The sequence below is a fragment of the uncultured Bradyrhizobium sp. genome (assembly GCF_947648125.1).
Classification (GTDB): Bacteria; Pseudomonadota; Alphaproteobacteria; order Rhizobiales; family Xanthobacteraceae; genus Bradyrhizobium.
Genome location: NZ_CANSMR010000022.1, coordinates 79,676 through 91,700 on the forward strand (window position 1 = coordinate 79,676; position 12,025 = coordinate 91,700).

Genomic DNA, 12,025 nt, shown 5'->3' on the forward strand with positions numbered 1-12,025 from the left:
TTCAGTCTGAGCCCTCTCACTATTTTACGCGTCGGCGAGCTTGCGATCGTCCCCGCGCAAGCTCGAAGCCGGTGCCCACAAGCGGAGCGCAAGCGCCCCCTCGGCGGCTTGTCCGCTACATCCGCAAACATCCTATTGGGAGAGCGATGCGAATGAAATGCTTGCGATTAATACTTTCTTAATCATCGTTAACAGCTTTGCGCCATAAGGCCTTATCGGTACTCGAAATTCCTGCCGCAGAGGGCCGATTGTGTCCGGAAATTGTCCAGAATCGGGCGGTTTTGCCGATCATCCCGACAACAATTCGTTAACCAGTTTCGTGATTGGCTGGGCGAACGGTCCGCCGGTGAAGCCCGGCAGAGACGACAGGGACAGGCCATGCCGCTTCATCTCGAACGGGTTGAATGGACGCAATCGCCGCCGCTCGCGCCGGGCGACGGGCCGATCGACGTCGATCACCTCCGGCGGATGACGCTGGGCGACCCGGGGCTGGAGCGGGAAGTGCTGGCGATGTTCTCGACCCAGTCGGCCCGGATCCTTGGCGAGCTGGCTGCCTTGCCGCCCGAGGCTCCGACCCACGCCCATACCCTGAAAGGATCGGCGCGGGCGATTGGCGCCTTCGGTGTCGCCGAGGCTGCCGCCAACCTGGAAACCGCGCTGACCGCCGGTTCCGACCCGGCCCAGCCGCTCGCCGCGCTCGGGGCCGCGATTGCCGAGGCGCGCACGGCGATCGAGCTGATTCTGGGCCGCTCCTAGGCCTTCCGGCATCTCCACCACGGCCTGCGGCAACGGTCTGGGCGCCGTCCTGGCCGGCCGGCAGGTTTTCGGTCTCCGCGCTAGCGCTGTGAAGATCGACCCGTTATACGACTGCCGGGACCTTTCCAACCATCGTCCGGCGCATTCCGGCAGCACGAGCAATCATGGCCAAAATCCACTTTATCGACCATTCCGGAGAGAAACGCTCCATTGATATCGAGAACGGCGCGACGGTGATGGAAGGCGCGATCCGCAACGCCATTCCCGGCATTGAAGCCGAATGCGGCGGCGCCTGCGCCTGTGCGACCTGCCATGTCTATGTCGATGACGCGTGGCGCGAGAAGGTCGGCGCGCCGTCGCCGATGGAAGAGGACATGCTGGATTTCGGCTTCGACGTGCGTCCGAATTCGCGGCTGTCCTGCCAGATCAAGGTGACCGACGATCTCGACGGACTGGTCGTGTCGACGCCGGAGCGGCAGGCCTAGAGCCCTTCGTTCCGATTGAATCGGAACGGGGCTCTAGATTTTGTTTTGACGCGTTTTCTTCACGCGAACCGGTACCCACTTCGCTCGAAAACGCTCTGTCGTCTCCTATTCGCCGTCCGGGTTCACACCGCGACGGACCCAGCGGCGGAAGTTCTCCTTGACCTCCGCCGGCAGCGGCGTCGGTCTGCGCGTGGCCTCATCGATCATCACGGTGACCGCCTTCGCCGACGCCACACATCTCCCTTCCGAAAATACCACCTGATCGAAGGTGGTCGACGTCCGTCCGAACTTGACGAGACCAAGCCCGAGCTCGATCTGGCCCGGCCAGTGCAGCTCGGCACGGAAATGGATGTCGAGCCGCACCATGATCCAGCCAAGCCCGGCCGGCATCAGCCCCATGCTGCGATCCTTCACCAGCGTGACGCGGCCGGTTTCAAAATAGCTCGCATAGACGGCGTTGTTGACGTGCCCGTTCGGGTCGAGATCGGCAAAGCGCACATTGTCGGACAGGCGATAGGGAAAGTCTTCCAGGCGCAGTGCATCGTCGGCGCGGACAGGGGCGTTCACGAGGGGGATCTCCGGCGGTTTCCCGCCCATACAGCCGAGTTACGCAGGCTCGGCAAGGGGTTGCCGCGCCAGCCACTGTCCCTATTATGCATGTCCCGATCCGGCCATACTTGGCTGGACAGGCGAAAGCCGTCCAGCCAATCTCAACTGAAAAGAAGCGGATATGAGCGAAGCGATCAAAACGGATGTGCTGATAATTGGCGCGGGTCCCTGCGGACTGTTCGCCGTGTTCGAACTGGGCCTGCTCGACATGAAGGTGCATCTCGTCGACATCCTCGACAAGATCGGCGGGCAGTGCGCCGAGCTTTATCCGGAGAAGCCGATCTACGACATTCCCGGCATTCCCTTTGTCACCGGCCAGGGCCTGACCGAGCAGCTGCTGGAGCAGATCAAGCCGTTCGGCCCGACCTTCCATCTCAACGAGATGGTGGAGAGCATCGAGAAGATCGGCGATCCCCTGTTTCGGGTGAAGACCGATGCCGGCAAGGAGTTCGAGGCCAAGGTCGTGGTGATCTCTGCGGGCGGCGGTTCGTTCCAGCCGAAGCGTCCGCCGGTGCCGGGCATCGAGGCCTATGAAGGCACGTCGGTCTTCTATGCCGTGCGCAAGATGGAGCAGTTCCGCGACAAGAACATCCTGATCGTCGGCGGCGGCGACTCCGCGCTCGACTGGACGCTCAATCTGCATCCGATCGCCAAGCGCATCACGCTGCTGCACCGGCGCGACGATTTCCGCGCAGCGCCGCACAGCGTCGAGCAGATGCGTTCGCTGGTTGCCGACGGCAAGATGGACCTGAAAATCGGCCAGGTCACCGGGCTCGAAGGCGCCAACGGTCAACTCTCGGGCGCCGCGCTGAAGGGCAACGACAATGCGATGTCGACGATCGCCTGCGATACGATGCTGCCGTTCTTCGGGCTCACCATGAAGCTCGGTCCGGTCGCGAACTGGGGCGTGGCGCTGGAGAACAATCTGGTGCCGGTCGACACCGCAGCATTCGAGACCAACGTTTCAGGCATCTTCGCGATCGGCGACATCAACACCTATCCGGGCAAGCTGAAGCTCATTCTCTCCGGCTTCCACGAGGGCGCGCTGATGGCGCAGAAGGCGCACCGCTACGTGTATCCCGACAAGCGGCTGGTGTTCCAGTACACAACCTCGTCATCAAGTTTGCAGAAGAAGCTTGGAGTGAACTGATTCCACTCCGACAGCGACAAATGCCGGGGGCATGGGCCATTGCCCGTGCGGCGCGGGTACTGGAACACTCCGCGAAATGGCCGTAGTCTGCTCGTAATCGAGTTTGTCGATTGATCAGGTGATGATGATGCGGAACACGCTATCCAGACTTCGGCTGATCCTGGCGATCGCCACGGCCTTTGCGCTGGCTGCTCCGCTTGCGGCTTCGGCGGCCGAGCTATCGGCGGCCGGTCTCTGGCAGAAGATCGAGGACGGCAAGACCGAGGGCTGGTTCCTGGTGATCGAGCGCAACGGCCTGTTCGAAGGCATGATCGCAAAGATGTTCTCAGCGCCCGGCGATGCGCCCAATCCGGTCTGCTCCAAATGCACCGACGATCGCAAGGACATGCCGTGGCTTGGCATTCCCCTCATCCGCGACATGAAGCGCAACGGGCTCGCCTATGAAGGCGGCAACGTGCTCGATCCACGCAACGGCAAGGTCTACAAGGCGAAGATGACGCTGAGCGCCGATGGACAGACGCTGACCATGCGCGGCTATCTCGGCATCTCGCTGTTCGGCAAGGACGAGGTCTGGACCCGGCTGCCGGATACGGCGCTCGCGCAGCTCGATCCTACAATCGTCGCCAAATATCTGCCGGCGCAAGCCGCAGCGATGAAGCCGCCGCCTCCGCCGGCGCCTTTGCCCGCGACGAAGCGGCACTAGGACTCTCTCACTCCGATCGGGATCAGGTTCAGGTTCGCTCGCGGCTGCACGCGAGCGTGCGGCGTTCAGCGTTGCTCCGGTGCCGTCGCCAATGGCGCGACCGGCTCGGAGATCACCTCAGGCACCGTGGTGTTCAATCGCAGCACGGCGGCGGCTGCGGGGACCGCAGCATCGGCCATTGCAGCATGACCTTCGGCGCTCGGATGCACCGCGCCGCCATACACCGCCGACAGGATGCCCCAAGTCGCATCGTGGATGTCGGTCGGCTGCATCGAGGACGGCAGGCCCTGGGGGTAGGTCATCGCCGCGAAATAGCTGTCATTGGCGTCGCGGATCCAGCGCGCGCGCGGCAGATAGGCGCGGTATTCGCCGGCGCTGCGGCCGCATTTGAGCGGCTGGCTGGCCGCGGCGACGATGTCGGAGACGAAGCTGTCGCCGTTGGCGGCGAAGCAGTCGCGGTCGAACTCCGGATCGGTCGACGCGCGTGCGCAGAAGCCGTGGCTTGCAAACGCATCCTGATGCGCATCGACGAAGGTCATGCGGTCGGCCTGCGGATTGCGGCAGATGATGCCGGACTGGCACTGCGCGATCGCCTTGAGCTGCGGCAGGAACTCGTTCTGCACGAACCCCGAGACCGCCGCGAGCCGCTTGGGATCGGCGTTGAACGAGGGATGGATCTCGAAGCCGGCGCGGCCGCCGGGGCAGGGCGCGCCGCCATTGGCCAGGGCCGGATTGGCGTAGGCCGTGTAGACCACGTGCGAGAGGTCGCCGCCGACCAAAGGCTTCAGCGCGTCGCGCAGCTTGGCGAAATCGGCCGGCAGATCGCGCGCCAATGCCGAACGGGCATCGTCGACGCTGGCCATCGAGCCGCCCTGGCTGAACAGCGTACGTTCGGTCGGCGTGTCGACGATTACGTTGGCGACGAGGCCGGAGAAGTAGATGTCGTTGGCGCCGACCGACAGCAGCACGAGATCGAGCGTGCGGTCCGGCTGCCGGCGCTTGGCGGCTGCGAGTGCCGTGCGCAGCTCCGCGATCTGGCCGTTGACGGTGCCCGCGCAGGTGTTGGCGGTTTTCGTCGGCAGACATTCCCGCGCCTGCTGCGAGCCGAGCAGGCCGTCGGCGATGGTGGCGCCGGTGCAGGCCAGCGGCAGATAGGTCACCGCGACGTGGGGATATTGCACGGCGAGCGCAAGCGCGGTGCGGGTCTGGTAGCTGTACAGCGAACGGTGACAGGCCGAGTTGAGCCACAGCGCGCTCTGGCGCTGCCAGTTGGTCAGGGTGTCGGGTGCTTCGCAGGCGCGGCCGCCTTTGAAGCCGGCGCGGCTCGGCCGGTAGTATTGTGCCCCGCCGAGATAGGAGCGGAAGCAGAACCCCTCGTCGGAGAGTGCGATCGCGCGATCGGGATTGCCTTCGCCGGATGCGATGCTGTCGCCGAGGCCGGCGATCAGCAGATCGCGCACCGCGATCTGGGTCGTCACGCGCTGGTTGGCGTCCGAGCCGCTGGCGACGTCGACGGTCGCGACCGTGGTGCGGCCGAAGCGGACGCGCAGATTGACCGGCTCGGCGCAATCGAATGTCGAGGATTGCGGCCCATCGCCGTCGTCGAACGACCAGGCGCAGGTCGCGCCGACCGGAACCGGACCCGTGAGCCGCACCACGATCGGGTGATCGATCGGCGTCAGATAGCTTTCCTTGACGTTGTCGCGGGTGCAGGGCTCGCTGACGCGGCCCTGCAGGTCGATGCAGAGCCGGTTGACCGTGTTGCGCGCCCAGCCGCGGCCGTCGCTCTGCAGTTCCAGCGCCTGCTCCGAGGCCAGCACGCTGCGGCCGAGCCCGCTTTCGACATGCAGGCGGAAGTCGCGTTCCTCGCGGAACAGGCGGAAGCGGTTGCGGACCTCCCATGAGATCGAGAGCTGGGTATCCTGCGCGTCCGCGGCTGAAGCCAATACCGCCGCGAGCGCGCTGCCGAGCAGCACGCTGCAGACCGTGACACGAAACGGAAATCGAACCAGAAAGCCAATCATGGCGCGGTTTGACGCGAGTGGTACGGCGAAAATAAGAGAAGCGGCTGCAGAGACCAACAATCCGGGATCGAAATACCGGGGCAGCAGGGGACCTTGGGGCCGATAACGTTCGCTGTTACCGTCTCAGCCGCCTGATCTGCTGCTGCCGGCTTTCGATCGGTTGCCGCACGGTCGCCGAAGCCGTGCAGGCTTGGCTGAGTCTTTTTCGTTCTTGCCAGGGCCGCACCACGTTGAGCCACAGCTCCCGCATGCCCATGATCGAGATCGAGATCCCGAACGGGATCAGGAAGTAGAGGATACGGAACACGACCAGCGTCGCCAGCAATTGCTCCTTGCTGAACTCCGGCAGCGCCACCAGCATCGCAGCGTCGAACACGCCGATCGAGCCGGGGGCGTGGCTCGCGAAGCCGAGCAGCGTCGCCAGGATGAACACCACCGCCAGCGAGACGAAGTCGATATGCGGCTCGGTCGGCATCAGCAGATACATCGCGAGCGCGCAGAAGCCGAGATCGACCACGCCGATGATAATCTGCAGCAGCGTCAGCTTGGCCGAGGGCAGCACCACCTTCCAGCCGTTCTGGCCGAGCTCGCGGCGCTTCTCGCCGGTCAGGAGCCAGACGAAATAGGAGCCGATGCCGGCGAGGCAGCCGAGCGCGATCAGCCGGTTCATCGCCGGCGGCAGCAGGTCCATCGCCGATGCCGCCGCGGGGTGCCAGGCCATGCCGAAGCCGAGCACGAACAGATTGCCGAGCCAGAAGGTCAGGCCGGAGAGAAAGCAGATCTTGGCGACGTCGATCGCGGAGAGGCCGTAGTCGGAATAGATCCGGAAGCGGATCGCGCCGCCGGTAAAGACGGTGGCGCCGATATTGTGGCCGATCGTGTAGCTGGTGAAGCTCGACAGCGCTGCGATGCGGTAGGGGACGTGCGTCTTGCCGATCGTGCGCAGCGCGAAGAAGTCATAGAAGGTCAGCGTGCAGAACGCTCCGACCACGCAGAGCGCCGCCAGCGCGATCCGGTGCGGCGCGATGTCGGTCAGCGCGGTGAGGATGATACCGGTGTCGACGCCCTTCAGGGTGTGGACCAGCGTCGTGACCGCGAACACGATGATGAGCACGCTCGCAGCGATCCCGAGCCGTTTCCAGCCGATCTTTTCCTTGAAGCCACGCCCAAGCGTGGTCAGCAGCCGAAGCATTCATCCTCCCGGCAGGGACAATTTCAGTGGGACCCGGTCACGGACGGCGACGGGTGACGGGCAATCGCACCGTACGCGATGACCCATAAGGCAAAACCGATGCGTTGTGCAGCCCTTGACAAGCCAACCTTCGGCTCCCGTCCAGCGTTGTTGTCATACTGGCTACATATGTTCTCGCTCTGCGGAATGTGAGTCGCAGCTATGTCGTCGTCCGCGACGGGACCACTGCATGTTCCGCCGTCCTTCAGCCATTCCTGGCGATTTCGTCGGTATTTTTGCCGATTTTGCCGCCGTCGCAGCACCACTGCGGGGCCGTCGGAGCGGAGCGAATAGACGATATGCATCAGCGTGGGGGAGGTCCGGGCCGGCTGCGGCGTTTACCAAAGCGTGAAGTCGATGTGCGCATCTGCGTGATCCAGCTGTGGACCGCTGTTCGGGCCGGAATGAGGCGCCCGGGGGGCCGTCCGTAGGTCTATTGAGGCAAAACGCCGCGCAACATCGCCGCGACCACATGGCCCGGCCGCCATGACGATACCACACTTCGATCCGTAGCGAAGTATCATTGAGAAACGAAGACCTATCTCTCGGATTGGTTGCGCAGAGCGAGGTCAAGACCATGCAACAGACATCCCTGCACCTCCGGCGCGTGCCGGACCAGCGCGCGGCGTCGCATCAGCAGTCGACCGGGCTTGCGGCGACGTTGACGCTCGCGGCGATGAGTCTCGGTTACGGCGTCGTGCAGCTCGACGTCACCATCGTCAACACGGCGCTCAACCCCATGGGCGGCTCGCTCGGCGGCGGCGTTGCCGAACTGCAATGGGTGGTCAGCGCCTACACCATCGCGTTTGCCGCCTTCATCCTGACCGCGGGCGCGCTCGGCGACCGGATCGGCGCCAAGCGCATTTTCATGGCTGGCTTCGCCATCTTCACCGCGGCGTCGGTTGCGTGCGCCGTCGCGCCGGATGCCGTGACGCTGATCGCCGCGCGCTGCGTGCAGGGGCTGGCTGCGGCCATCCTGGTGCCGAACTCGCTCGCGCTGCTCCGCCACGCCTATGCAGACGAGAAGGCGCGGGGACGCGCGGTCGGCGTCTGGGCCGCAGGCGCGAGCCTTGCGCTGACCGCGGGCCCGTTCGTCGGCGGCGGGCTGATCACGCTGGTCGGCTGGCGCGCGATCTTCCTGGTCAATCTGCCGATCGGGCTGGCCGGGCTGTGGCTCGCCTGGCGCTTTGCCGGCGAAACCACGCGCCATCACCAGCACCGGCTCGATCTGCCGGGACAGATTGCGGCGATCGCCACGCTCGGCACGCTGGCCGGCGCGCTCATCGAGGGCGGCGCGCTCGGCTGGGGTAGCCCGTTCGTGGTCGCAGGCTTCGCTCTGGCGGCGGTCTTCTCCGTGCTGTTCGTCTGGCATGAGGCGCGCGCCGCGCAGCCGATGCTGCCGCTCTCGCTGTTCAGCCACAGGATGTTTGCTCTGACCTCGCTGGTCGGCCTGCTGGTGAACGTTGCGTTCTACGGGCTGATCTTCGTGCTCAGCCTCTACTTCCAGCAAGTCAACGGCCTGTCGGCGTTCGCAACCGGCCTCGCGTTCGTGCCGATGCTCGGTGCCGTGCTGCCCGCCAACCTGATCGCGCCGCACGTCGCCGAGCGGATCGGCGCGCCGCGGACGATCGCGCTCGGCGCGGCGATCTCGGCCGCCGGGTGCCTGGCGATGCTGTTCATCGGTCCCGGCACGACCTATCTTGCGATCTGCCTGCAACTGCTGGCGATCAGCGGCGGCCTCGGCCTGCTGGTGCCGCCCCTGACATCGGCGCTGCTCGGCAGTGCCGAGCCGCAGCATGCCGGGATCGCGGCCGGGGTGCTGAATGCGACCCGGCAGACTGGCAGCGTGCTCGGTGTCGCGCTGTTCGGCTCGATGGTTAGCCGCTCCACGGCTTTCATCGCGGGCCTGCATGCCGCCTTGGTGATCTCCGCCGCCGTGCTGCTTGCCGCCGCCGCGCTGATCTGGATCGGCGCATCATCACAAGCCCGGTAAGAGAACTGACGCGAACGCGAAATTGCACAGATTCCTGCGTGAGCAGGTCACATAAGCATCCTGCCCTTCGAGATGATTTCGGCCCGGATTCAAGCCTTTTTCACCATGCGTGGAGCCTTGTTGCGGTGCGGTTACCGTTCGTACACGAATGCGCCTGTTTTTATGGGTCCATAAATGGGGCCTATAATGTATCGCGTTTTGACCTGTCTCACCCTGGAACATGACTGGCGGTTGGTCGTCCTCGGTGGGGTGATCTGCCTGCTCGCCAGCGCCGTCGCGATCAGCCTGTTTCACCGCGCCCGCGCGGCAGAGGGCCGGGCCCGCGAGATCTGGATCGGTCTCGATGCGGCGGTCGGCGGTTGCGGCATCTGGGCCACCCATTTCGTCGCCATGCTGGCGTACGATCCCGGCATCGAGGCCGGATACAACATTCCGATCACGCTGCTGTCGCTGGTGCTCGCGGTTGCGATCCTGGCCGTCGGCCTGGCGGTCGCAACGCTCAACGAACGCTGGTGGACGGTCGCGGCCGGTGGCGCGATTGTCGGCGTCGGTGTCGCGGCGATGCATTACACCGGCATGCTGGGGCTGGAACTGCCGGCGCGCATCGTCTGGTCGCCCGGCATCGTCGCCGCATCGATCGTATTCGGAAGCCTGTTTGGCGCGGTCGCGCTGGTCGTTGCCACGCGCGGCGAACGCCTTGGCACCACGGCGGCTGCGACTGGTCTTCTGACGGTCGCGATCGTCTCGCATCATTTCACCGGGATGGGTGCGGTGACGCTGGTCCCGGATCCGACGATCGTTCCCGACGGACTTTCGGTCTCGCCGCGCGTGCTGTCGTTCATGACCGCGGTGGCTGCCTTTGCGATCCTCGGTCTCTCGCTGATCGCCTCCATCCTCGATCGTCGCGCCAAGACCGAGCTTCACAAGCAGAAGATGGTGCTGGATACCGCGCTCGAGAACATGTCGCAGGGACTGTGCATGTTCGATGTCGATGGCCGCATCATGCTGTTCAACGAGCGCTACAGCGAGATCATGGGGCGCAATCGCGTGCCGCTGCAGGGACGCCTCTTGATCGACGTCCTGCAGGACCTGCATTCCATCGGCGAGTGGGACGGCGATCCCGAGGAATTCTGCAACGCGCTCGTCGCCGAGGCAAAGGCCGGCCACAGCGCGACGCGGATCGTCAGCCGCAACGAGCGCGCGATTCGTGTCGTCGATCAGCCGATGAAGGGTGGCGGCTGGGTCGCGACTTTCGAGGACATCACCGAATGGCAGCAGGCCCAGGAACAGATCTCACACATGGCGCGGCATGACGCGCTGACCAATCTGCCGAACCGGACGCTGTTCCGTGAGCAGCTCGAGAAGGCTTCGAGACTGGCCAAGCGCTCCGACCAGCTGGCGGTGCTCTGCCTCGATCTCGATCATTTCAAGGAGATCAACGACACCCTCGGACATCCGATCGGCGACGCGCTGCTGCGCGAGGTTGCGCGCCGGTTGGGCGAATGCGTGACCGAGCACGACACCGTGGCGCGGCTCGGCGGCGACGAATTCGCCATCGTGCAGTTCTGCAGCAACTGCGAGCCGTCCGTGGTGTCGTCGCTGGCAAGTGCGGTGGTCGAGCGGATCGCCGCGCCCTATGAGATCGGGGGCCATCAGCTCGTGATCGGTGTCAGCATCGGCATCTCGCTTGCGCCCGAGGACGGCAAGGATCCCGACGAGCTGCTGCAAAAGGCGGATCTGGCGCTTTACCGCGCCAAGGCCGACGGCCGCGGCACCTATCGGTTCTTCGAGACCGGGATGGATGCGCGTGCGCAGGCGCGCCGCCTGCTGGAGCGTGACCTCCGGCTCGCGCTCCAGCGCGACGAGTTCGAGGTCTATTATCAACCGATCCGCGATGTCGTGGGCGATCGGGTCGTCGCCTTCGAGGCGCTGGTACGCTGGAATCATTCGCTGCGCGGGCTGATCGCACCGAACAATTTCATTCCGGTCGCCGAAGAAACCGGGCTGATCGTTCCGCTGGGCGAGATCGTGCTGCGCAAGGCCTGCGCGGAGGCCGTGAGATGGCCCGCGGACATCGCGGTCGCCGTCAACCTGTCTCCGGTGCAGTTCAAGAACCCAAATCTGGTGTCGTCGGTGAAGGCGGCGCTGGAAGCATCTGGCCTGTCGCCGGATCGGCTCGAGCTCGAGATCACCGAATCGGTGCTGCTGCAGAACAGCGAGGCGACGCTCGCGGTGCTGCACGAGCTGCGCGGTTTCGGCGTCCGGATCTCGCTGGACGATTTCGGCACCGGCTATTCCTCGCTGAGCTATCTGCGCAGCTTCCCGTTCGACAAGATCAAGATCGACCGTTCCTTCGTGACGGACCTTGCGACGCGCGAGGACTCGATGGCGATCGTGCGCGCCGTCACCGGTCTCGGCAAGAGCCTCGGCATCGTCACCACCGCCGAGGGGGTCGAGACCGATACCCAGTTCGACCTGCTGCGTCAGGAAGGCTGCACGCAGGCGCAGGGCTATCTGTTCAGCCCGCCGCGGCCGGCGGCTGACGTCGCCAAGATGTTGCGCTGGGTACCGGAACGATCGGTCGCCTGATCTGGAAGAAGGCCGGGAGCTCTAGCTCTTGCGCAGGGCAAAATAGGCACCACAAAACGCCATTGCGGCGCCGAGGCACAGGGCGGCAAGACCGGCGAGCACGGCGGAAATGGTCGAAACCGTGCTCGGCGCCGCCGCAGCCTGGCCGGCGCCGGCCAGCATCAGCACGCCGACGACGATCAGGAACTGCCGCATCCGCTGCGGGATCTGGCCGGCCACCGCGCTGTGCATCAGATTGGCGGTGAAGTAGCCGCCCGAAAACCCGACGCTCGCGATCAGCCACCAGGCGATCGCCGCGCCTGCCGGCATGAACTCGTGCGTATCGGAGCGCCACAGGCCGCCGAGATCGAGCCCGTACCGCGCGCCGAGCATGTGCACGGCAAGCGCCAGCAGCACGCCGGATATCATCGCGCCGCCGAGGATGAGGTAACGCGGAAAATAGGTCGTCTCGGGCATGGCTCGCTTGTAGGATAGGCGCGACATCC

The 12,025-nt window shown here is 65.0% G+C and carries 10 protein-coding genes; 6 read left to right on the forward strand and 4 right to left on the reverse strand.

The window, feature by feature from the left end; genetic code table 11:
- Nucleotides 1-378 precede the first annotated feature (378 nt).
- Both Q0030_RS30075 and Q0030_RS30080 read left to right on the forward strand, forming a co-directional pair.
- Entirely contained in the window at nucleotides 379-756 is a 378-nt protein-coding gene (locus tag Q0030_RS30075; RefSeq protein ID WP_092115455.1) for an Hpt domain-containing protein, read from the forward strand.
- Between the two features lie 164 nt (nucleotides 757-920).
- The gene (locus tag Q0030_RS30080) at nucleotides 921-1,241 is read left to right on the forward strand and encodes a 2Fe-2S iron-sulfur cluster-binding protein (protein ID WP_092115454.1); all 321 of its coding nucleotides are present in this window, start codon (nucleotides 921-923) and stop codon (nucleotides 1,239-1,241) included.
- Nucleotides 1,242-1,346: 105 nt separating this feature from the next.
- On the opposite strand, the gene Q0030_RS30085 is transcribed toward Q0030_RS30080, so the two are convergent.
- The gene (locus Q0030_RS30085; protein ID WP_298375500.1) at nucleotides 1,347-1,808 is read right to left on the reverse strand and encodes a thioesterase family protein; all 462 of its coding nucleotides are present in this window, start codon (nucleotides 1,806-1,808) and stop codon (nucleotides 1,347-1,349) included.
- Between the two features lie 163 nt (nucleotides 1,809-1,971).
- On the opposite strand from Q0030_RS30085, the gene Q0030_RS30090 reads away from it, so the two are divergent.
- Nucleotides 1,972-3,000: an NAD(P)/FAD-dependent oxidoreductase gene (locus Q0030_RS30090; protein ID WP_173637601.1), complete on the forward strand. Its 1,029-nt coding sequence runs from the start codon at nucleotides 1,972-1,974 to the stop codon at nucleotides 2,998-3,000.
- 127 nt (nucleotides 3,001-3,127) lie between these two features.
- Entirely contained in the window at nucleotides 3,128-3,703 is a 576-nt protein-coding gene (locus tag Q0030_RS30095; protein ID WP_298375503.1) for a DUF2147 domain-containing protein, read from the forward strand.
- Nucleotides 3,704-3,768: 65 nt separating this feature from the next.
- On the opposite strand, the gene Q0030_RS30100 is transcribed toward Q0030_RS30095, so the two are convergent.
- On the reverse strand, nucleotides 3,769-5,727 hold the full coding sequence (locus Q0030_RS30100) for a hypothetical protein (RefSeq protein ID WP_298375504.1): 1,959 nt from the start codon (nucleotides 5,725-5,727) through the stop codon (nucleotides 3,769-3,771).
- A gap of 115 nt (nucleotides 5,728-5,842) precedes the next feature.
- Nucleotides 5,843-6,919: a YbhN family protein gene (locus Q0030_RS30105; protein WP_298375507.1), complete on the reverse strand. Its 1,077-nt coding sequence runs from the start codon at nucleotides 6,917-6,919 to the stop codon at nucleotides 5,843-5,845.
- Nucleotides 6,920-7,535: 616 nt separating this feature from the next.
- Between Q0030_RS30105 and Q0030_RS30110 the strand changes: the two genes are divergently transcribed.
- Entirely contained in the window at nucleotides 7,536-8,951 is a 1,416-nt protein-coding gene (locus Q0030_RS30110) for an MFS transporter (protein ID WP_298375509.1), read from the forward strand.
- A 186-nt stretch (nucleotides 8,952-9,137) separates the two neighbouring features.
- Nucleotides 9,138-11,540, forward strand: a complete 2,403-nt coding sequence (locus Q0030_RS30115; RefSeq protein WP_298375512.1) for an EAL domain-containing protein — start codon at nucleotides 9,138-9,140, stop codon at nucleotides 11,538-11,540.
- A gap of 21 nt (nucleotides 11,541-11,561) precedes the next feature.
- On the opposite strand, the gene Q0030_RS30120 is transcribed toward Q0030_RS30115, so the two are convergent.
- Nucleotides 11,562-11,996, reverse strand: coding sequence for a hypothetical protein (locus Q0030_RS30120; RefSeq protein ID WP_298375515.1), 435 nt, complete (start codon nucleotides 11,994-11,996; stop codon nucleotides 11,562-11,564).
- Between the last annotated feature and the right edge of the window lie 29 nt (nucleotides 11,997-12,025).